Below are 21790 nucleotides of genomic sequence, written 5' to 3'. Positions count from 1 at the left end.
CATAAGCAGGGAGACCTCGGATGATCGATAGTGGCTTTGAAACGAAATCGCTGCGGATGGAATTGCTGCTGCTGGTGACCTTTCAGGCACCGGCAGCTGATGTCGATCGCATCATGGAAGCGGTGGTCGCGATCGCGCCGCTCAGAATGGGCAAATATGACAGCAATGCCTTTCAGTCGGCGGACGGCATCGAACGCTACCGGCCGCTTGAAGGTGCCGCCGCCGGCGCCGAGACGGAATTGCGCAGGCGGCCTGGGACTGTCGAGGTGTCGTTCGAACTGCCAGATGACCAGAAGCTCGCCGCTCGCGTCGTCGAAGCGATTTACCAGGTTCACAGCTATCAGGAGCCGGTGATCCGCATTCAGCCACTGCTTGCCAGCCGCTCCAAGGGTCTCGACGACCGCGCCAACCCGAACCGCTGGTGGAACACGACGGGCGATTGGAAGAAGGTGTTGCCAGTCACGGAAGACGCATGAACCTGGACAAGGGTTGACTTTCCGGGCGCGTTCTTTATGTGTCGCGGCAAGTTTCCCGCGTCCGGGTGTTTCCCGTGCTCCAGCGGCCAAAACTCCACGAACATTAACGGACGAACATCATGGCCAAAGCCGCAAACATCAAGATCAAGCTTCTGTCGACCGCCGACACCGGTTTCTTCTACGTAACCAGCAAGAACAGCCGCACCAAGACGGACAAGCTGTCGTTCCGCAAATACGACCCGGTCGCCAAGAAGCACGTCGAATTCAAGGAAACCAAGATCAAGTAATCGGGTTTCTCTCGCAGTACTGAAACGCCGCCTCCGGGCGGCGTTTTTCGTTTCGGGAATTCAGGACTAGGGCTTGTTGAGATTCATTTGGAGTTGATGACGGCAGCAGCGAGATGAATGATGGCATTGAAGCTCTGGTCGGTTTTGTCGGCGCGCATGGCGATGCGTTTGAACTCTTTGAGTTTGCAGAAGAAATTCTCGATTAGATGACGCCATTTGTACATCTCGGCATCGAGCGGGATCGGCTTTGTTCGGCGCGGATGCTGGGAAATGACGATCTTGGCGCCACGCTCATTCAGATCGGCGATGATGGTGTTGCTGTCGAAGGCCTTATCGGCGATCAGAGCGCCGAAGGAGAGGCCTTGGATGAGCGGTTCGACACCGACCGTATCGAAGCGCTGGCCCGGCAGCAGGACAAAGCGCACGAGATTGCCAAGCGCGTCGGTAAGCGCCAAGATTTTGGTTGTCATACCGCCCTTGGAGCGACCTATGGACTGGCTTTGAGTCCCCCTTTTGCGCCCTGGCCGTGTCGATGGACCTTGACGATGGTGGCGTCGACCATGGCGTATTCCATGTCCGGCTGGCCCGAGCAAGCCTCGAAAAGCCGAATGAAACATCGGCTTTGACCCAACCTCGGTATCGCGTGAAAACGCTGTTCCACTTTCCGAAGAGGGCAGGCAGATCACGCCACGGACTGCCAGTCCGCACGATCCAAAGAACCGCTTCGACGAACAGGCGATTGTCGTGGCCGCTTCGCCCAGGATCCGCTGGCTTACCCAGACAATGCGGTTCCATCTTCGCCCACTGGGCGTCCGTCAGCACGAATCGTTCCATCCAAAGCTTGAATCACGATCAAGCCAGAATGGAAATCATGAATATCAACAGGCCCTAGAGCATTTTGCAGCCAAATGGAATCATTTGGCGTCCGCATAAATGCGGCAAAACAGATAGTTAGAGCGAGTTACCGGTTCCAAGAGAACCGGAACCGCCCTAGTCGATGCGATCGCCGCTTGCCGGATCGAACAGATGCAGCGACGCCGGATCAGCCGACAGGCGCACACCCTCACCCGGTTTCACGCTAGCCCGGCCCATGGCAAACACGCAGACCTGCTGGCCGGCAAGCCTGGTATAGAACTGGGTCGACAAGCCGAGCGGCTCCACCACGCCCACCTCGCCTTTCAGCGCGCCATTGTCGACGAGCCGGATATGCTCGGGCCGCAAGCCTACGGTGATCGCATCGCCATCCCTGAGCGGCAGGCCGTCGGGCAGCCTCAGCTTCTGGCCGTCGGCCAGGATGGCATCCGGCCCGGCGCCCTTTTCAACCACGGCAGCCAGAAAATTCATGCCGGGCGAGCCGATGAACCCGGCGACGAACATGTTGACCGGCCGGTCGTACAGATCGAGCGGCGCGCCGACCTGCTGGACGAGGCCGCCATGCATGACGACGATACGGTCGGCCATTGTCATCGCTTCGGTCTGGTCATGGGTGACATAGACCGAAGTGGTCTTCAATTGCTGGTGCAGCGCCTTTATCTCGGCACGCATGTGGACGCGCAGCTTGGCGTCGAGGTTCGAAAGCGGCTCGTCGAAGAGAAAAACCTTCGGGTCACGCACGATGGCCCGTCCCATGGCGACGCGCTGGCGCTGGCCGCCGGACAATTGCCGCGGCAGGCGTTGCAGAAGGGCATCGAGCCCGAGCCGCTTGGCGGCGGCGTCCACCCTTGCTTCGATGGCTGGCTTGCCGGCCTTCCTCAACATCAGGCTGAAGCCCATGTTCTTCGACACGTCCATATGCGGATAGAGCGCGTATGACTGAAACACCATGGCGATGTCGCGGTCCTTTGGCGCGATGTCGTTAACCAGGCGCTCGCCAATATGGATCTCGCCGCCGGAGACCTCCTCCAGCCCGGCGATCATGCGCAGCAGGGTCGATTTCCCGCAGCCGGACGGGCCGACCAGGACCACGAACTCGCCGTCGGCGATTTCGAGATCGACCGCGTGCAGGACGCGCACGGCTCCATAGTCTTTGCGGACTTTGTCGAGTGTGACGGAGGCCATCGATCTATCCCTTGACGGCGCCGGCGGTAAGGCCGGTGACGAGGTAACGTTGCAGGAAGGCAAAGAAGACGCAGACGGGGATCAGCGCCAGGATGGAAGCCGCCATCATTTGTCCCCAGTCGACCGCGAATTTGCCGATGTAGGTGAGCAAGCCGACCGCGAAAGTCTTCTGCTCGTCGCTGGAAATCAGCATCAGCGCAAACAGCAACTCGCTCCACGCGGCGGTAAAGACGAAGCCAAGCGTCGCCCCCATGCCGGGCAGCGTCAGCGGCACGATCACCTTGCGCATCGCCTGCAGGCGCGTGCAGCCGTCGATCATCGCTGCCTCTTCCAGGTCTCGCGGGATGCCATCGAAGAACGACTGCATCAGGAAGGTTGCAAAGGCTGTATTGAAGGCGGTGTAGATGATGACGAGGCCGGTCAGGCTGTTGATGAGACCGATCTGCCCCATGATGCGGTAGATCGGCGGAATGACCATGACCAGCGGGAAAGTCTGGGTGAGCAAAAGCAGGATAGCCAGGGTCGCCTTGCCGCGGAACGAAAAACGCGACATGGCGTAGCCGGCAAGCGTGGCAATGACCGTTACGAAGGCGGCCGTCGACACCGAAACGATAACGCTGTTTAGGAAATAGCGCGGAAAATCGGTGGCTTCGAGCACGGTGACGAAGTTCTGCAGCGTCGTTTGCGACGGCCAGAAAGTGATGCCTTCGGAATAGAGCAGCCGCTCCGGCGTGACCGAGATCTTCAACGTCCAGAAGATCGGGAACAGCGCGAAGGCCATGTAGGCTCCGATCGCGCCGTAAAGGCCGATGCCGCCGAGAACGCGCGAGGAGACGGAGCGTCCGGCAATCATCAGACGTGCCTTACCAGCGAACGGCGGATGCCCATCAGCGCAACCGCATAGACGATGAGCAGCACAAGCAGCAGCACCGCCACAGCGGAGGCATAGCCCTTGTCCAGCGACTTGAACGCGCTGACGTAGATATAGACCGGCACCGTGGCCGTCGAACCGGCAGGCCCGCCTTCAGTCATGACGAAGATCAGGTCGGCGAAGGTGGCGATCCATATCGTGCGCAGCATGACGGTAATGACGATGGTTGGCGCCAGGAACGGCAGCGTCACCTTGGTAAAGCGTTGCCACGGCGAGGCGCCGTCGATGGCCGCCGCCTCATGCAGTTCTGACGGGATCGACTTCAACGCCGCCAAAAGCGTGATGGCAAAAAAGGGAATGCCGAACCAGACATTGGCGACGATCGGTCCCCACATGGCTGTCGAGGGATCGGAGAGCACGTTGGTTGGCTCGGTCTTCAGCCCCGAGGCGTAGAGCCAATGCGGCAGCGGCCCGATGATCGGGTTGAACAGCCAGGCCCAGGTCAGGCCCGAGAGGAAGGACGGCACCGCCCAGGGCAGGAACACCACCGCCTGCACGATCTTTCTGCCCCGGAACGGCGTGTCTAGCAGCAGCGCCAGGCCAAGGCCGAGGAAGAACTGGAAGAACAGGCTGGCTGCCGTCCACCACAGCGTGTTGACGAGCGCCTGCCCGAGCACGGGATCCGACAGCATCGCCTGATACTGCCCAAGTCCGACATATTCGGATTTGAAAGCGGAGAATTTGCGGAACGAGTAACCGATACCGATAACCAGCGGCACCAGCAGCACGACGACCAGCAGCACGATCGCCGGGCTGAGATAAAGCCAGGGCTCGATTGCGGCATGGGATAGCCGCTTTTTTCGCGGCCTGCCGACGGATCGTATTTCGGACACGGCGTAGGTCATGGGTGCTGGATTGTCTCCTGGGGCAAGCATGGGCTGGCGACAGCGCCTTTCCCGTTTACGGGGAGATGCCGGTCCACCCTCCGCAGCTGCAGCGCAGCTGCTGCGGGGGACGGGCAGGCAGATGAGAGGCAACACGAGCCACGACGGGTTGGCGCCGCCCCTCATCCGTCACTTTGTGATACCTTCTCCGCGTGAACGGGGAGAAGGGAGGAAAGCTATTTCTTGTTCTTGGCCATCCAGTCCTGCTGTTCCTTGGTCAGGAACTTGGCCCATTCGTCGGCCACGTCCTTTGCCGCCTTCTGACCAAGCAGCACTTCCTGAAAATTCTTGATCGCTACCTGGTCGACGAAATTGCCGAGATTTTCCAGATGCGTCGGAGGCGTCACCATCTCGTATTTGTCGCCGTTGTTCAGTTCCTCGAACCAGCCTTTGAACTGCTCGGTCCTGAAGTGAGCGTCCTGGTCGGCGCCATTGTGGATTGGAATGACTCCGACTTCCTTTGCCCATTCCAGATTGTCCTTGGGCGACAAAAGCGTTGCCATCAGCTTCCAGGCATCGTCCTTGTGCTGGGAATTGGCGAACATCGCCCAGCCGGCATAACCGAGCGTCGGATAGGATTTGCCGCTCGGCCCGACTGGCATCGGCGCCACGGCGAAGTCGTCGGCGCTCATCTTGTCGGCGATGCCGAGCAGCGCGTCGGGATCCTGGTTCAGCATGGCGCAGGTGCCGCTATAGAACCCGGTGACGGTCTCGTTAAAACCCCAGCTCACCGCGTCCTTAGGCGCCAGGCCGTTCTTGTACATGTCGGCGAGCATCTGCAGGCCCTTGACCGAGCCTTCCTCGTTGATGGTCGAGGTGCCGTCCTCGTTGAAATAGCCGCCCTTGCCCGCGGCAATGTTCATGAACATGTGCATGCCGTTGAAGGCGCCAGGGCCGCCGCGCAGGCAGTAGCCGTATTTGCCCGGTATTGCCGAGATTTTTTTGGAGTCCTCGACGAATTCATCGAGCGTCGCCGGCGGACCGTCCAGACCGGCCTCCTTGAACAGCTTCTTGTTCCAGAACAGCGCGTTCAGGTAATAGCCGTAAGGGATCATGTACTGCTTATTGTCGACCGTCGAGCCGAACTGCTTGGCACGCTCGCCCAGCGTTTTGGCATCGTCCCATTTGGCCATATATGGCCCGAGATCCTCGAGCTGGCCGTTGGTCGCATAGAGGCCCATCCAGCGTTCCGGCATCTCGACGATGTCGGGCGTGTCGCCGGCCTGCACCATGGTAAGGAACTTCTCGAACGCCTGGCCCCAGGGCAGCGATACCAGCTCGACCTTGACACCCGGATTGGCCGCCTCGAACTCGGCGATCTGTTTCTTGAGGAATTCGGTACGCGGCGGGCTGGTGATGACCTCGACCATCTTGATCGTGGAATCGGCCAGTACGCTGCCGGCGGAAATCGCCAGACCTGCGACGGCACCAAGAAGGATGCTCAGTTTTTTCATGTTCAGCACTCCCATTTTGAACGGCTCCATTTATCTTTTTGCTTTGTCGAACGCCTGGGCAACGTCAGCCCACAGGTCTTCGACACTTTCCAATCCGACACTGAACCGGATGGTTCGCGGGCTGACGCCGAAGCGCGCCATCGAATTCAGGCCCGGCGTCTGCTCGAGCGAGGCCTTTGCTGGAACGACCAGGCTCTCATGGCCGCCCCAGCTGACGCCGATGCGAAAGAATTTCAGCGCATCGACGAAAGCCGGGATGTCGACGTCTTCCGTCACCTCGAATGAGAACAGCCCGGCATAGCCGGCAAGCGTCGCCTTGCCCGGATGGTTGGAATAGGCCGGGTGGTTGACCCGCTCGACATGGCCATGCGCTTTCAGCCGTTCGGCGATGGTCAGCCCGCTCTTCATGTGATGCGGCAACCGCAGCGGCAATGTGCGCAGCCCGCGCAGCAACAGCCAGGCCTCGAAAGGCGAAAGTTTGCCGCCGAGGTAGGAATAGGTCTGCTCGTTGATATGTCGGATATGGGCAGCCGAACCGGCCACCACACCGGCGACGGTATCGCTGTGGCCGCCGAGATATTTCGAGGCCGAATGCAGCACCAGGTCGACACCGTGCGAAATCGGCTTCTGGAACACCGGCGTCGCCCAGGAATTGTCGATCGTGGTGACGATGCCCTGCTCTTTGGCCAGCCGCGCCAGGTAGGTTATGTCCTGGAGCTCGAACATCATCGACGTCGGGCTTTCCAGGTAGAGCAGCTTGGCGCCGGGGAGTGCCGCGGCGACCGCGTCCGGATCGGAACCGTCGACATAGTCGACCTTGATGTTGAGCCGTGGCAAAAGCCGTTCGAACAGCCGGTAGGCATCGCCGTAGCAATTGCGCACGACAACCATGCGCTCGCCTGCACCGACGAAAGCAAGCACCGTGGCGCTGATCGCCGCCATGCCGCTGGAAAAGCCGCGCGCGGCCTCCGCGCCTTCGAGAGCGGCGACACGCGCCTCGAACTCCATGACCGTCGGGTTGTCGCCGCGCGAATAGATCGGCTGGCGTCGCCTGCCGGCGAATGTATCGGCCATTTCCGTATAATTGGAGAAGGTGAAGAGCGAAGTCTGGTAGATCGGCGGCACTACCGCGCCGCCGGGGAAAGGCTCGTCATGGGCGAGAAGCGTCGCCGCCTCGGCGAGATAGTCGTTTTCGAAACCGGCGGGATGATCGCTCATTTCTGGCCTGAAAGTTCGAGTTTGGCCGCGCCGCGCTTCAGATCGTTCTCGACGGTGGCGATCAGCTTGAGCGCCTCGGCCCGGGCCCCCTCCGGATCGTGCGCGGCAATGCGTTCGTAGATGCTGCGGTGGTAAGGAAAGCTGGCGTGGCCGAAATCACGCACGCCGAGCGGATGTTCCCAGAAACGGTGGAACAGTTCGTGCATGGCGGCGATGATCTGCTCGAAGAGCGGATTGCCGGAACTGCGGTAGATCGACTGGTGGAATTCCCAGTCCTCCTCCGCCGACATGCCGGCGCGCATGTGGAAGGCCTGCTCCATAGTGTCGAGCTTGCGCCCGATCTCGGCGATCTCGGCCTGGTCCGCGCGAACGGCGCACAGGGCGGCGGCTTCCGCTTCCAGTGCCCGGCGGATTTCCAGCGTCTGCATCAGGCTGGTGAAATCATTGCCGCCGGCCAGCGTCAGCGGCATGTGCAGCATGTCCAGCGAGACCACTCCCTTGAGATAGGTGCCGCTGCCTTGCCGCCGTTCGACCAGGCCGAGCCCTTCCCAGCGCGTCAGCGCCTCGCGCACGGTGTTGCGGCTCACCTTGAGGCGCTCGGCCAGGATGCGTTCGGTCGGCAGTCTCTGGCCGGGCCCGAGAGCTTCCCGCATTACAAAGCCGGCCAGCGCCTTGAGCACCGCGTCGTCGCGAGCAGTTGCCTGTATGGGGGAAAGGCCGAATTCGGTCATGCCAACCGGTCACCAAATGGCTCAATGGTCCAACCAATCTCTGCATAGAAGACAGGCCCTGTCAACCGACTGCGGGCGCATACGCTCTGCCCAGCCGGCTATTTCAAAGGGCGCTGTCGCTGCCCAACAAAACCAAAGCGTTTTCCGGGTTTTGGCGCAGAATCCTGATGTGTTTTGAAAATTGGGGGCCGGCCGGCGTTTGGCAGCGGTACGAGGAGGCCACTATGTGCCAGCGCCGGCCAGCCGACCCCACGGACCCAGGAGATGCGGCGGACCTGAGCATCATGGGGTATTCTTTGGGTCGAACCGGCGATCTAGACCTCGTGCCGGTTACGTCTAAGGGCTGCACATTTGCGCAACAACTTATGAAAATCAACAGTTTCTTAACCAAGCCTCGCAACTCGCTTGGATTAAGGTAAATTCGTAACCTTGTCGGGTTGACTGGCTAATTCGTCTATGGTGCTACGCCGCCTTGGCGACGACGCGATTGCGGCCGCCGCTCTTGGCCTCATAGAGCGCGAGGTCGGCTCGTTTCATCAGCGCCGCGACCGTGTCCACGCCTTTCAGCACCGACGACACGCCGACGCTGACGGTGACTTCGATCGCTTTGCCCTCGCTGCCAACGGCAAACGGCAGTTGGGCGATTTCGGCGCGAATGCGCTCGGCGACCTTTTCGGCTACCGCGCCGTCCGTGTCCGGCATCACCACCACGAACTCCTCGCCACCGAAGCGGCAGGCTAGATCGATGCCGCGCACATTCTTGCGCAGCCGCCGCGCGAATTCGCGCAGCACGTCGTCGCCGCCGTCATGGCCGTACGCGTCGTTGATGGTCTTGAAGCGATCCAGATCGGTGATCATCACCGACAGCGGCCGGCGCCGTGCTACGGCGCGGTCGAACAGCGTCTGCAGATGGCTGTCCAGATAGCGGCGGTTGTGCAGGCCGGTCAGTGCATCGGTCACCGCCATCTCTATAGTCTGGGTGACACTGGCGCGAAGCTGGTCGTTGTAGCGCTTGCGGCGAACCTGCGTACGCAGCCGCGCCGTCAGCTCCTGCTGGTCGATCGGCCGCATCAGATAATCGTTGATGCCGAGTTCGAGGCCGCGGATGATACGCCCCTCCTCGCCCTCGTCCGCCAGAAGGATGATCGGCAGGAAACGGGTGCGATCAAGCGAGCGCAATTGCGAGCAGAGCCTCAGCGGGTCGAAATCGGCGAAGGCCGTCGAGATCATCACGCATTCGTAGGGCAGCTCGGCGGCCTGGAAGAAGCCGGCATGCGGATCGTTGGCGACGTCGAGAGCGGCACTGCCGCGCAGCATCTTCTGGATGCGCTCGAACGAGGATTTGCGCTCGTCGACCAGCAGCACCTTCGGCACCGCGTCATCGGTAGCGAAGTTGCGGCTCAAAAGCTCCTCGATGCCGATATTGCGTGTCGTCGAGGCGCGCAGCCGCAGCTCGTCGGTCAGCGACTTCAGCCTGACCAGGCTCTTCACGCGCGTCATCAGCTGCAGATCGTTGACCGGCTTGGTCAAAAAATCGTCGGCGCCGGCCTCAAGGCCACGCACCCGGTCCGAAACCTGGTCGAGCGCGGTGATCATCACGACCGGGATGTGCGATGTCGCCGGGTCGCCCTTCAGCCGCCGGCAAACCTCGAAGCCGTCCATATCGGGCATCATCACGTCGAGCAGCACGACGTCGACCTTGCCGTTCTCGCAGATCTCGATCGCATCCGGCCCGTTGGTGGCGGTCAGAACCTCGAAATATTCGGCGAGCAGCCGAACCTCCAGCAGCCTGACATTGGCTGGGATGTCGTCGACGACGAGGATCCGCGCGGTCATTTCACAAAGCTCCGGCTCGGCTGGAAAAATACATCAGGCATCGCCCAGGTAGGATTTGATGGTTTCGATGAAACGCGGCACCGAGATCGGCTTGGAGATATAGGCTTCGCAGCCGCCCTGGCGAATGCGCTCCTCGTCCCCCTTCATGGCGAAGGCGGTGACCGCAATGACCGGGATGACATGGAGATCGTCGTCCTCCTTCAGCCATTTGGTGACCTCGAGGCCCGATACTTCCGGCAGCTGGATGTCCATCAGGATGAGGTCCGGCCTGTGCTGCCGCGCCAGATCCAGCGCTTCCAGGCCGTTACGTGTGCGCACCGTCTCGTAGCCGCTCGCTTCGATGAGGTCGCGAAAGAGCTTCATGTTGAGCTCGTTGTCTTCGACGATCATAACCTTCTTTGGCATCGATTTCCCGTCCCGGCTGACCTTCCACTCGAAGGGTGCCGTCATGCGCCCCTTGTCGGCACGCACCAAACCTGTTCCCACTATACGGCAATATGATTGACGAAACGGAAACCGGCCGCCCTAAAAGCTTTCGGATTCCAGGTCGGCGAGCTTGCTGCCGGCGACACTTGCCACTACTGCGAAAACAGAACGATTCCGCCCACGAAGGAAGGTAGCGATGGCAAACGCAGCGTCAATGCGCGAGGAAGCGGAAACCATTGCCGTAAAGGCGCTGGGCTTCGTCGCCGCCGATCCGGAACTTCTGCCCCGCTTCCTGGCGATCACCGGCATCGAAGCTCATTCCATCCGCCAGGCGGCGGGTGAACCGGGATTCCTGGCCGGCGTGCTGCAGTTCATCCTTGCCCACGAGCCGACGCTGATGCGTTTTTCCGAGGAGACCGGAACGCCGCCCGCCGCAATCGGCAAGGCATTGCGGGCGCTGCCGCTCGGCGACGACAATCATGAGCGTTCGATATAAGGGACGATCCCGAGACAGATCGCCGCGCCGAAAATCGTGAGTGCACTCGGGCTTTGACGCCAGCCGCGTGGAGAGCAATTCCAGGAAAAGGGTGAAACGGTTTTCCGTCTGGAATTGCGCAAAAACAAAGACATGGAGCGGATCGGCGTTTTCGTGAAACGATGAACCGCTCCAACCTCGGCATTTACGGTTTCAACTTCGCCCCTGCCCCGCCATCGTCATTCTCGCCCGAGCCATGATCCGGAACGGTAACATCGCTTGGGTCCATGATGGGGTTGTCCTGAACGGCATCGGCCGGCTTCAGCATGGCGCCGTTGACCGTGACCGAGCCGTCTGCCTTGGCGTTGATGATCCATTCCAGTCGACCATCCGGCAGTGCCTTGCCGAACCCCTTGACGGCGAGTGCGAACGGAAAATACTGTGCCGCTTCCGGTTCGGTCTTGGCCGCCGTCTGCAGGGCCTCCACGATCTTGTCATAGCCCGCGACATCGATGGTCATGCTCGCCTCCGGCTTCTTGCCGGGGAACGTCATTTCACCTTCGATCGCAATCTCGATGTTGCCGTTCTTGATCGTGCTGTGTCCGAGAGTGGCCTTTGGCGTCTTGGCCAGGAAATCGGCGAAGATCTGCTTGCCGAAATCTGCCGGCAGCGGTGGATCCTTGCTGAAATCAAGGGTTTCGATGGTTTTCTTCGCCATGCTGTCCAGATCGATGTTGGTGCCGCCGAAGTTGAGGTCGATATCGGTCGGCAGCAACGCAACGCTCCAGCTGGGCAGCACCTGCTGTGGCATTGTCAGGCCGGAAACCTTGAACGCGTAGTTGATCTTGCCGTCCTTGGCGATGCCGTCCATGCCGACGGCGGTATTCAGTTGCGTCGCGCCGAACTTGCCTACCGGGCTCTCGACCACAAAGTCCTTGAAGCTGTAGGTGCCGTCGATCCGCTCCCACAATGGCAGTGCTGCCGTCAGAAGCGATTTGAACTCCGCCTCATCCGCCTTGAATTTGGCTGTATCATCAGTCGCCACGATGAAAGCAAGCAGGTCGAGCAGCGGCTTTGTCCGCAAACCCTTGCCGGTCGCGTCCACGGAAAGTTCAGGCGCTTTTACAGCAGCCGGAAAACTCAACCCATTTTTGGGATCGTTGACTTTGATCGTTTCGGCGAAGTTCGTTATTTTTTCCGTCACCGTGAAATCGATGCCGCCATTTGCGGATTTGGTCGAAACTATTGCGGCAGTGCCAGCGCCGACCGTGACATCCGCCTGCTGCTTAGACTCTCGGGTGGTCATCGTCATGCCAGCCATCGAACCGGTTGCGCTCGCGAAAGCGGCCAGGTCAGGGTCATAAACTCCGGTGAACTTGTTGTCCGACACGGAGAAGTCGATGTGCTGCGCCCCCTCAGGGCCAACGAAATCGATAGACCCCTTCGGGGACACGTCCGCCGAAACCTCCCAGTATCCATCCTTGCGTGGCTTGACCAAGATGAAGTAAGGCGTGACGTCGAACTTGAAGGCCTGCTGCTTTGCCATCAAATCCGTGACCGGCTTGAAGTCGAAAGCGAGCTTGTAGGCATCGCCGTCGACTGAAATTTTCACGAACCCGATGTCGAACGGCTTCTTGCCGATATAGTGCGCCAGATCGTCGGAAAGCTGCTTCGCGCCTTGCCTGTCGACCGCTTGGCCGAAGGCCGGTGCGCTGCAGGCAAGAAGTAAAACAACTGGCAAAACGCGCTTCATGTCGATCCTCACTTAGTCGCGGCCCTCAAGCCGTTCTATCACTGGTAGGCAAATCCCATCGCAGCCGCAAGAGAAGGCCTATGTGTTGCGACGGCTGCTAAAGCACCAGCCGCACCAGCGGTCGGCCTGGCTTGCGTTCGACCAACCGCTGGAACCCGGCCTTTTCGAAGACCCGCGACGAGCCGACGAACAGCCCGATCGACCGCGAATCCTTCGACAGGTCGATGGGGCAGGCCTCGATCAGGCGCGCGCCGTTCTGGCGGGCGAACTCGATGCCGCCCGCGACCAGGCGGTGCGACAGGCCTCTGCCGCGTGCCTTGGTGCGGATGAAGAAGCAGGAGATCGCCCAGACGCCCGGATCGGCGGCGTCGGCGGGATCGATCGGCGCCGACCCCCTGCCCTGGTTGTTCCATTCGGGCACGTCGGCACGCGGGCCGATCTGCATCCAGCCGACCGCCTGGCCACCCTCGAAAGCCAACAGGCCGGGCGGCGGCCCGGCCTCGATTCGCGCCTTGATGTGGTCCTTGTTGCGCTCGCGATTGCTCGCGCGGCGCACCGCAGGCGCTAACCGGAAATGCGTACACCAGCAGCCGTAACAGGCGCCCTGCTTGCCGAAAAGATCCTCGAAATCCGCCCAAAGCTCAGGCACTAGCGGCGCTATGGTCGTATTCATGAGCTCTCTCCCGGCCCACCGCCTTGTCGTGGCGTCCGTCCTGACGTACCATTGCATTTGTTCTCTTTATGTTCGCAGCGATGGCGGCTCCTGTCAACAACCCCGAACACGGTTTTTGCCGCGACTGCCTGAATTTTCAGCGCAGCGAGGCACGCCGTTGCGAGCGCTGCGGCAGTCCAAGGCTCGCGCGCCATCCGGAGCTCTACCGGTTGCGCCTTGCCCATATCGACTGCGACGCGTTCTACGCGGCGGTCGAAAAGCGCGACAACCCGGCGTTGAAGGACCGGCCATTGATCATCGGCGGCGGCAAGCGTGGCGTCGTATCCACCGCCTGCTACATCGCCCGGATCCATGGCGTTCGCTCGGCAATGCCGATGTTCAAGGCGCTCGAAGCCTGTCCCGAAGCGGTGGTCCTCCCGCCGGACATGGAAAAATACGTGCGCGTCGGCCGCGAGGTGCGCGCCATGATGCAGGCGCTGACGCCGCTGGTCGAGCCGCTCTCGATCGACGAGGCCTTTCTCGACCTCGCCGGCACCGAGCGCTTGCATGGCCTGCCGCCTGCGGTGGTGCTGGCGCGCTTCGCACTCGGCGTGGAAAAGGAGATCGGCATCACCGTTTCAGCTGGCCTTTCCTACTGCAAGTTCCTGGCCAAGGTGGCATCGGACTTCCGCAAGCCGCGCGGCTTTTCGGTGATCGGCGAGACCGAGGCTATCGGCTTCCTGGCCGAGCAGCCGGTGACGCTGATCTGGGGGGTCGGCAAGGCCTTTGCCGTCACGCTCGAGCGCGACGGCATCCGCACCATCGGCCAGCTGCAGCGCATGGAGCGCGGCGATCTGATGCGCCGCTACGGCGTTATGGGTGACCGGCTCTACCGGCTCTCGCGCGGCGAGGACGACCGTCGCGTCGTTCCCGACCAGGACGCGAAAAGCGTCTCGGCGGAAACCACTTTCGACACCGACATCGCCTCCGTCGACGACCTGGTTTCGGTGCTGAGGGCGCTGTCGGAAAAAGTCTCGGCCCGGCTGAAAAAGTCCGGCATTGCCGGACGCACCGTCGTCCTCAAGCTGAAGACCCAGGATTTCAAGATCCGTACGCGCAATCGCCAGCTCGGCGATCCGACCCGGCTGGCCGACCGCATCTTTCAGACCGGGCTCGAACTGCTGCGCAAGGAGGCCGACGGCACGAAATACCGGCTGCTCGGCATTGGCGTCAGCGACCTCTCCGACGATGACCGGGCGGACCCGCCCGATCTGGTCGACGTCCAGTCACGCAAGCGCGCCATGGCCGAAGGCGCTATCGATACGCTGCGCGGCAAGTTCGGCCGCAGGGCGGTGGAAACCGGCTATACCTTCGGCAAGGGCCGCGATGCCCATCCGCCCGAACCGGTCGAGGAGTGATAGTCAGGTGCGCCGCAGATCGATCCTGCTGGTCACCACACTCTTGCCGGTTTTCGGATCGGTATCGATAACGGTCAGCCGCATGCCGTCCTCGCCGGTTTTCTCAACAGTCATTTGCGCCCTGCGGTCGCCATTGACCTCCTTGGCCCAACGAATGCCGAGATTGATCGCGTTGCCGGAGCGGCTGCCGCTCAATTGCGCCGGCCCGGTGCGCGATCCGACATAGGTGCCGGTGTATTTCGTCCCGCTCGATTTGAGATCGGCGCTGATGGCGCGCGTCACCACGATAAGACCGCGGCAGCTGCCGTCGAGCGATAGCGAGCTCGACGTTGCGTCGGAATTGAAATGACAGGAGACATTCACCGTCGGCGCATCGGTGGTGACCTTGACGGTGCCTTTGCCGGCGAAATTCCCCTGGAATGAGCGAAGAAAATCCGGATCGTCGGCATGCGCTGCGCCGGCCCCGGCCGTCAGGCACCCGGCAAGTACAAATCGTGCAAGTGATTTCATCGGACCGCTCCTCGTTGGTATCCAAAACACAGCACGCAAACACTGAGGGACCAACGCTTCCCTCAGCAGCGGGTTCCGGCTTCAACATCACTGTTTGCAACGCTTCACGGCTGGCCCAGTCGAATGCGCCGGCTAGCGGTTGCGATGAAAGCGCCGGCTTGCGACATAGCGCCCATGGCACCCGCACCCTCGATCCCCAAGGCCGCGTTCTGGATGGCGCTGTCGATCGCCTCGTTCCTGGCGATGTCGGTGGCCGGCCGCGCCACGACGGCAGAACTCAACGTCTTCCAGGTGCTCGAGCTGCGCTCGGTGATCGGCTTTTTCATCCTGCTGCCGCTGGTCATGATGTCAGGCGGTTTTCCGGCGATGCGCACCGGACGCCCGTTGGCCCATCTCGCCCGCAACGTCGTCCATTATACCGGCCAGGCTGCCTGGCTTTATGCCTTGACGCTGATCCCGCTTGCGGTGCTGATCTCGATCGAATTCACGACGCCGATCTGGACTGCGCTGCTGGCGGTAGCTTTCCTCGGCGAAAGGCTCTCCCGGCCAAGGCTGGCGGCGATCGTGCTGGGGCTGATCGGCGTGGTGATCATCGTGCGTCCGGGCGTCGGCGCGGTCAATCCGGGGCATGTTATCGTGCTGGGAGCAGCGGTCTGCTTCGGCGTCTCGGTGGTTCTCGTCAAGTCGCTGACGCGGACGGACAGCGTCGTGCGCATCATCTTCTGGATGCTGATCATCCAGTCGGTGCTTGGCCTCGTCCCGGCGCTTTACGAATGGCGCAACCCGTCGCTCGAGCTCTGGCCGTGGATCCTGCTGATCGCGTTTACCGGCATGTCGTCGCATTTCTGCATGGCCCGCGCACTTGTCTATGCCGATGCGACGGTCATCTCGCCAATGGACTTTTTGCGCGTACCGCTGTCGGCGATGATCGGATGGCTGCTTTATCGCGAGCAGATCGACGCCTTCACCGCCGGCGGCGCCCTGCTGATCCTGCTTGGCAATCTGCTCAATCTGCAGAAAAAAGCCGCCAAACCTGCGGAAGTGGCGGCAGCGTAGCCCTGCGTTTCAATCGCCGTCGTCGGGTATGTTCAGAACGTGCCCACAGGCCTTGCAATGAACGGCGTCGGGCTCGTGCCGCTGCAGCCCGCATTGCGGGCAAGGAAAGAACACGTTGGTGGGACGGAAGAGCGCCTGTGCAAGCCGGACGAACAGCGATATGCCAATGATCATGGTGGCGATCGCGGTGAGCTTGCCGGCCACACCGGGCAGGACGATGTCACCGAAACCGGTCGTGGTGACCGTGGCGACCGTGAAATACAGCGCATCGACATAGCCCTCGAGACCACCCACGGTGCGGAAGAAGAAGGTGTAGACGAAACCCGTGATGACAAAGAGGAATGTCAGGAAATTGATGACCGCACGGCTCGCCTCGCGCCATCGCCTGAAACGCGCATCTCGAGAAATCGCCACAGCGCGCCGCTACGCGACAGCGACCACAGCCGCAGGATGCGCAAAAAACCGAGATTGGCCAGCGCCGTAGGCATCAGCAGAGTCAGCAGGATGAAGGCATCAATCCACGACGCCGGCTGTTTCATCAGGCGCAGCATGTCGTTGGAGGCAAGCAGCCGGGCAATCATGTCGGCGGCGACAAGTGCTGCCACGGAGTAGTCCAGCCAGAGGAACGAAGACGACTTCTGGATCACCGGCGTGGCGATGAAAAAGGCAATGATGGCAAGGTCGATGACAACAGCCGCAAGCTGAAACCGGAACGCCGCCGCTGTGCGCCCGTGATACAGCTTGCGCAACATGTCGCGCAGCCGGGCCAAGGCTGAAATATCTTGGGCTCCGTTCTTGTCAGCTACCTTCATGACGATCGCGATAGCCTTCGCTGCGACAGACGTCCAGTGGACAGCGCAGGCGGAAGCTTGCGCCATCCGACCGATCCCGGCGGTTGCGGCAAATGGCTTCAGCCGCGATCAAACCGGCCTTGCCTCTACAACGCTGATGCGTGGCCCTGCCTGGATGATCTCGGTCACCTCGAAGCCACCCTTTGCCAGCAGCGACTTGAATTCATCGGCCGTCCGCTCCTGGCCATCGGGCGCGACCAGCATGTTGAGGTCGGAGAATTTGGCATTCGCCCCCTGATTGGGCGGCTCAAGCACGGCCTCAAAAACCAGCAACTTGCCGCCCGCACGGATCGCCTGGCGACAGTTTTGCAGGATCGCGACGTTGGTCTCGTCGTCCCAGTCATGCAAAATCCATTTGAGCAGCAGCGCGTCGGCCGCCACGGGCAGCTCGGCAAAGAAATCGCCTCCGACGATCTCACAGCGATCGGCGACACCTTTCGCCGCCAGCACCGAGGCGGCCGGCGCTACCACATGCGGCTGGTCGAAAAGGATGCCGCGGCTGCCCGGGGTCGCGGCCAGGACTTCGGCAAGCAGCGCGCCCTGGCCACCGCCGACGTCCATGATGACCGGAAACGACGAAAAATCATACGCCGCCAGGATGGCTGCCGCCACGCCGCGCGAATTCGCTGCCATGGCGCGATCGAAGATAGCGGACTCCTCTGGATGCTCTGCCCGGTATTCCCAGACGCCCTTGCCATGCGCGTGGCGAAATGCGTTCTTGCCGGTTTGGATGCTGTAGAGCAGTTCGCTCCACGCTTGCCGGTAATAGGGCCTTCCGACGAAGGCGGCCCAGGGTGCAGCGGAAAACTCAGCATCGGAGCGCAAGGCGGCGCCAAGCGGCGTTAGCGAGAACTGCCCGTCCTCTGCCTCGTGAAATATGCCGACCGCCGCAAGCGCCCGCAGCAACCGATAGAGCGCGCGCGGATGTGTGTCGGTCAGGCTTGCAAGATCTGCTGCCGAGCGCTTGCCGCCCTTGATGTGGTCGGCGATGCCGAGCGTCGCGGCGACCGAGATCGCCTGCGAGACGCGGTACCCGTTGACCATCCGTGTTAGTTCGAAAGCGGCTGCGCGTTCATCCATGGCGCCCCCCAATCGCCAAAACCCGAAGGTTTCGGTATCTTAAACCAGCTCCACTTCAACCACGCCCGGCACCGCGCGCATGGCTGACGCGATCTGAGGCGAGATACGATAACGACTGGGCAATTCGATCTCGACCTCCCCCTGGCCGTCGTCCTTTATCAGCACAAAGCTTACCTGTCCCTCGCCCTTGACGGCAAGCTGGCCGGCAAGCGTGCCGATCGGTGCTGCGTCGCGCACGAAGATGCGTAGCGCTTTCTGGACGCGGCTTGCCTCGTCTTCCAGCGACTGCACGGTCTGGATGCGCAGATTGACGCCTTCCGGCCTGTCCTCGGCCGAAACGGTGATGACCACCGAGCGGCCGGGCTCGAGCAGGTCGCGATATTGCGCCAGTCCCTCGGAAAACAGCACCGCTTCATACTGGCCGGACGTGTCGGAAAACTGCACGACGCCCATCTTGTTGCCGGTGCGCGTCTTGCGTTCCTGCTTGGTGGTCACCGTCCCGGCGAGCCGGCCGGCGGCCGCACCGCGTTTGACGGCGGCCGAGAATTCGGCCCAGGTCTGCACCCGCATTTTCTGCAGCGCCGCCTTGTATTCGTCGAGCGGATGCGCCGAGAGATAGAACCCGACCACCTGGAATTCACGGTGCAGGCGGTCGGCGGCGAGCCAGGGGTCGGTCGCCGGCAAGTTGAGTGCCTGCGACTGTGCGCCCAGCGAGGCGCCAAAGATGTCGTGCTGGCCGGTGACGGCATTCTGCTGCGCCAAGGACGCCAGCCCCATCATCCGCTCGACGCCGGCCATCATCGCCGCCCGGTCGAGACCGAAGCAGTCGAGCGCGCCGGCCATGATCAGGCTCTCGAAGACGCGTTTGCCGACGATCTTCGGATCGACCCTTTCGCAGAAATCGGCGAGGCTCTTGAACGGTTTTTCGCCGCGCGTGGCGACGATGTGCTCGACTGCGGCGTCGCCGACGCCCTTGAGCGCGGCCAGCGAATAGAAGATGCGATTCTCGCCGACCTCGAAATCCCGGAACGACGTCATCACCGACGGCGCCACCACTTCGATGCCGAGGCGCAGCGCATCCTGGCGGAAATCGGCGAGCTTGTCCGTATTGCCCATGTCGAGCGTCATCGATGCCGCCAGGAATTCGACGGGGTAATGCGCCTTCAGATAGGCGGTCTGGTAAGAGACGACGGCATAGGCGGCGGCATGCGATTTGTTGAAACCGTAGTCGGCAAACTTTGCCAGCAGGTCGAAGATGAAGTCGGCTTGCGGCTTGCCGACGCCGCGCTCGACCGCGCCCGAAACAAAGCGCTCGCGCTGCTTGTCCATCTCGGCGCGGATCTTCTTGCCCATGGCGCGGCGCAGCAGATCGGCTTCGCCCAGCGAATAGCCGGAGAGCTCCTGCGCAATCTGCATCACTTGTTCCTGGTAGACGATGACGCCTTGCGTCTCCTTGACGAGATGGTCGATCTTCGGGTGGATCGACGCCATCTCCTCCTCGCCGTGCTTTCTGGCGTTGTAGGTCGGGATGTTCTCCATCGGTCCCGGCCGGTAGAGCGCAACCAGCGCGATGATGTCCTCGATACAGTCGGGCCGCATGCCGATCAGCGCCTTGCGCATGCCGGCACTTTCCACCTGGAACACGCCGACCACTTCGCCGCGCGACAGCATGGCGTAGGTTTCCGGGTCGTCGAGCGGAATGTGGGCGAGATCGATCTCGATGCCGCGGCGGCGGATCAGCTTGACCGCCCTGTCCAGCACGGTCAGCGTCTTCAGGCCAAGGAAGTCGAACTTCACCAGCCCGGCCTGCTCGACATACTTCATGTTGAACTGGGTGACCGGCATGTCCGAGCGCGGATCGCGGTACATCGGCACCAGTTCTGACAGCGGCCGGTCGCCGATGACGATGCCGGCGGCATGAGTCGAGGCGTGACGGTACAGACCTTCCAGCTTCTGCGCCGTGTCGAGCAGCGTCTGTACGATCGGCTCGCGCTCGGCCTCCTCGGCAAAGCGCGGCTCGTTGGCGATGGCGTCGGCGAGCTTGACCGGATTGGCCGGGTTCGACGGCACCATCTTGCTCAGCTTGTCGACCTGTCCGTAAGGCATCTGCAGCACGCGGCCGACGTCGCGCAGCACGGCGCGCGCCTGCAGGGTACCGAAGGTGATGATCTGGCCGACCTGGTCGCGGCCGTATTTCTGCTGGACGTAGCGGATGACCTCCTCGCGCCGGTCCTGGCAGAAGTCGATGTCGAAGTCGGGCATCGACACGCGATCGGGATTGAGGAAGCGCTCGAACAGCAGCGAAAAACGCAGCGGATCGATGTCGGTGATGGTCGTCGAATACGCGACCAGCGAGCCGGCGCCTGATCCGCGGCCCGGGCCGACCGGAATGCCTTGCGCCTTGGCCCATTTGATGAAGTCGGCAACGATCAGGAAATAGCCGGGATATTTCATCTTCTCGATGACCCCGAGCTCGAAATCCAGCCTCTCGCGATATTGCTCGACTGTATAGCCGGGCGTCGGCCCGTGCGCCGCCAGCCGCGCCGCCAGCCCTTCATGCGCCTGCCTGGCAAGCTCCTGCGCCTCCGCCTTGACCGCCGCATCGGCATCGGCGACATCGCGGCCGGCAAAGCGCGGCAGGATCGGGTTTCGTGTCTGCGGATAGTAGGAGCAGCGCAGTGCGATCTCGACGGTGTTGTCGATCGCTTCCGGCAGGTCGGCGAACAGCCTCGCCATGTCGGCCTGGCTTCTCAGGAAATTGTCGGGCGACAGGCGGCGGCGATTATCGGCCGCAACCACGGAACCTTCGGCGATGGCGATCAGGGCGTCATGCGCCTCATAGTCTTCACGAGAGAAGAAAAACGCTTCGTTGGTGGCAACCAGCGGCAGATCGTGGCGGTAGGCGAGATCGACCGACGACTGCTCGATCGCGCGGTCGTAGCCGGAGACCCGTTCCAGTTCGACATAGAGCCGGTCGCCGAACAGACCCTTGAGCGCCAGCAGCCGGGTCTCGGCGAGTTCACGGCGGTCCTCTTTCAAGGCATTGCCGATCGGACCGCGCGGCCCGCCGGTAAGGCAGATCAGACCGTCGGAATTTCTCTGCAGCATCTCGCTCGTCAGATGCACCGCCTCGCCGGGCGGTGTCTCAAGGTAGACGCGGCTGACCAGCCTGACCAGATTGCCGTAGCCGGCCTCGGTGGCGGCGATCAGGACCACCGGCCGCATCTCCGGCCCCTGCCGCCTGCGGTCGCGCTGGCTGTCGTTCGCCTCACCGGAAAAGGCGAGGTCGATCTGGCAGCCGATGATCGGCTGTATGCCGTCCTTCACTGCCTTTTGCGCGAATTCCAGCGCACCGAACAGGTTGTTGGTGTCGGTGACGGCGATTGCCGGGCATTCGTCCTGCACCGCATGGCCGACGATCTTGCCGAGCTGCAAGGCACCTTCGAGTAGCGAATAGGCCGAATGCACGCGCAGATGAATGAACCGACGCGCCTCCGCCTCTGCCCGCGATGCCTTTGCATAGGCCTCGCGCAGCAAGGGATCGCGTGGAAGTCTCTCATCCGCCATGGTTTTTTCGCGCCGCCTCACAGGGACTCAGTCGATCAAGATGTATTGTCCGGCAGCAGATAACATGAGTCCAGCAGAAGCGATTGGAGCTTTGGACGTTTAGAGCAACCGCCGAAGCTGCCGATCT

The 21790-nt window shown here is 61.8% G+C and carries 18 protein-coding genes and 2 pseudogenes; 5 read left to right on the top strand and 15 right to left on the bottom strand.

Going from position 1 to position 21790, the window contains the following annotated elements:
* Positions 1–20 precede the first annotated feature (20 nt).
* Both NKH50_RS02690 and rpmG read left to right on the top strand, forming a co-directional pair.
* Positions 21–476, top strand: a complete 456-nt coding sequence (locus NKH50_RS02690; RefSeq protein WP_352650484.1) for a YqfO family protein — start codon at positions 21–23, stop codon at positions 474–476.
* A 119-nt stretch (positions 477–595) separates the two neighbouring features.
* Complete coding sequence (gene rpmG / locus NKH50_RS02685; protein WP_006201775.1) at positions 596–763, top strand: 50S ribosomal protein L33; 168 nt, start codon at positions 596–598, stop codon at positions 761–763.
* 83 nt (positions 764–846) lie between these two features.
* On the opposite strand, the pseudogene NKH50_RS02680 reads toward rpmG, so the two are convergent.
* The 9 genes and pseudogenes from NKH50_RS02680 to NKH50_RS02640 all read right to left on the bottom strand — a co-directional run bounded on the left by NKH50_RS02680 (position 847) and on the right by NKH50_RS02640 (position 10325).
* A pseudogene (locus tag NKH50_RS02680) lies at positions 847–1597 on the bottom strand (IS5 family transposase).
* A 156-nt stretch (positions 1598–1753) separates the two neighbouring features.
* Positions 1754–2821 (bottom strand): ABC transporter ATP-binding protein, encoded by a 1068-nt coding sequence (locus NKH50_RS02675; RefSeq protein ID WP_352876517.1) that lies wholly within the window; start codon positions 2819–2821, stop codon positions 1754–1756.
* Positions 2822–2825: 4 nt separating this feature from the next.
* Positions 2826–3674 (bottom strand): carbohydrate ABC transporter permease, encoded by an 849-nt coding sequence (locus NKH50_RS02670; protein ID WP_352508829.1) that lies wholly within the window; start codon positions 3672–3674, stop codon positions 2826–2828.
* Positions 3674–4597 carry a carbohydrate ABC transporter permease gene (locus NKH50_RS02665; RefSeq protein ID WP_352876514.1) on the bottom strand — a complete coding sequence of 308 codons (924 nt, stop codon included), beginning with the start codon at positions 4595–4597 and terminating at the stop codon, positions 3674–3676. Before NKH50_RS02665 ends, NKH50_RS02670 begins: the two co-directional genes overlap by 1 nt.
* A gap of 215 nt (positions 4598–4812) precedes the next feature.
* Entirely contained in the window at positions 4813–6090 is a 1278-nt protein-coding gene (locus NKH50_RS02660; protein ID WP_352876511.1) for an ABC transporter substrate-binding protein, read from the bottom strand.
* Positions 6091–6120: 30 nt separating this feature from the next.
* The gene (locus tag NKH50_RS02655; RefSeq protein ID WP_352876508.1) at positions 6121–7308 is read right to left on the bottom strand and encodes a PLP-dependent transferase; all 1188 of its coding nucleotides are present in this window, start codon (positions 7306–7308) and stop codon (positions 6121–6123) included.
* Positions 7305–8039, bottom strand: coding sequence for a FadR/GntR family transcriptional regulator (locus NKH50_RS02650; RefSeq protein ID WP_352876505.1), 735 nt, complete (start codon positions 8037–8039; stop codon positions 7305–7307). Before NKH50_RS02650 ends, NKH50_RS02655 begins: the two co-directional genes overlap by 4 nt.
* Before the next feature lie 462 nt (positions 8040–8501).
* Complete coding sequence (locus tag NKH50_RS02645; protein WP_352876503.1) at positions 8502–9875, bottom strand: PleD family two-component system response regulator; 1374 nt, start codon at positions 9873–9875, stop codon at positions 8502–8504.
* Positions 9876–9908: 33 nt separating this feature from the next.
* Positions 9909–10325: a response regulator gene (locus NKH50_RS02640; RefSeq protein WP_352876500.1), complete on the bottom strand. Its 417-nt coding sequence runs from the start codon at positions 10323–10325 to the stop codon at positions 9909–9911.
* 172 nt (positions 10326–10497) lie between these two features.
* On the opposite strand from NKH50_RS02640, the gene NKH50_RS02635 reads away from it, so the two are divergent.
* Positions 10498–10797 carry a DUF3572 domain-containing protein gene (locus NKH50_RS02635; RefSeq protein WP_254820136.1) on the top strand — a complete coding sequence of 100 codons (300 nt, stop codon included), beginning with the start codon at positions 10498–10500 and terminating at the stop codon, positions 10795–10797.
* 184 nt (positions 10798–10981) lie between these two features.
* Here the strand turns inward: NKH50_RS02635 and NKH50_RS02630 are convergent, their stop codons facing one another.
* The gene (locus NKH50_RS02630; protein ID WP_352876497.1) at positions 10982–12529 is read right to left on the bottom strand and encodes a hypothetical protein; all 1548 of its coding nucleotides are present in this window, start codon (positions 12527–12529) and stop codon (positions 10982–10984) included.
* Between the two features lie 97 nt (positions 12530–12626).
* On the bottom strand, positions 12627–13202 hold the full coding sequence (locus NKH50_RS02625; protein WP_352706581.1) for a GNAT family N-acetyltransferase: 576 nt from the start codon (positions 13200–13202) through the stop codon (positions 12627–12629).
* A gap of 68 nt (positions 13203–13270) precedes the next feature.
* Here NKH50_RS02625 and NKH50_RS02620 point away from each other — a divergent pair, with 68 nt between their 5' ends.
* Positions 13271–14599 carry a DNA polymerase IV gene (locus NKH50_RS02620; protein ID WP_352650470.1) on the top strand — a complete coding sequence of 443 codons (1329 nt, stop codon included), beginning with the start codon at positions 13271–13273 and terminating at the stop codon, positions 14597–14599.
* Between the two features lie 3 nt (positions 14600–14602).
* Here NKH50_RS02620 and NKH50_RS02615 read toward each other — a convergent pair whose 3' ends face one another.
* Positions 14603–15109: a hypothetical protein gene (locus tag NKH50_RS02615; RefSeq protein ID WP_352479038.1), complete on the bottom strand. Its 507-nt coding sequence runs from the start codon at positions 15107–15109 to the stop codon at positions 14603–14605.
* 174 nt (positions 15110–15283) lie between these two features.
* Here NKH50_RS02615 and NKH50_RS02610 point away from each other — a divergent pair, with 174 nt between their 5' ends.
* Positions 15284–16165 carry a DMT family transporter gene (locus tag NKH50_RS02610; protein ID WP_352736655.1) on the top strand — a complete coding sequence of 294 codons (882 nt, stop codon included), beginning with the start codon at positions 15284–15286 and terminating at the stop codon, positions 16163–16165.
* A 9-nt stretch (positions 16166–16174) separates the two neighbouring features.
* Here NKH50_RS02610 and NKH50_RS02605 read toward each other — a convergent pair.
* The 3 genes and pseudogenes from NKH50_RS02605 to dnaE all read right to left on the bottom strand — a co-directional run bounded on the left by NKH50_RS02605 (position 16175) and on the right by dnaE (position 21663).
* Positions 16175–16977, bottom strand: a pseudogene (locus NKH50_RS02605) (ion channel).
* Between the two features lie 108 nt (positions 16978–17085).
* Positions 17086–18096 (bottom strand): methyltransferase, encoded by a 1011-nt coding sequence (locus NKH50_RS02600; protein WP_352691088.1) that lies wholly within the window; start codon positions 18094–18096, stop codon positions 17086–17088.
* Between the two features lie 39 nt (positions 18097–18135).
* Positions 18136–21663 (bottom strand): DNA polymerase III subunit alpha, encoded by a 3528-nt coding sequence (dnaE, locus tag NKH50_RS02595; protein WP_352736657.1) that lies wholly within the window; start codon positions 21661–21663, stop codon positions 18136–18138.
* Between the last annotated feature and the right edge of the window lie 127 nt (positions 21664–21790).

It is taken from the genome of Mesorhizobium sp. M1027 (genome assembly GCF_040318745.1).
Lineage (GTDB): Bacteria > Pseudomonadota > Alphaproteobacteria > Rhizobiales > Rhizobiaceae > Mesorhizobium.
The sequence above is the reverse complement of the archived record's forward strand: the minus strand, read 5'-3'. Positions and strand labels throughout refer to the sequence as shown.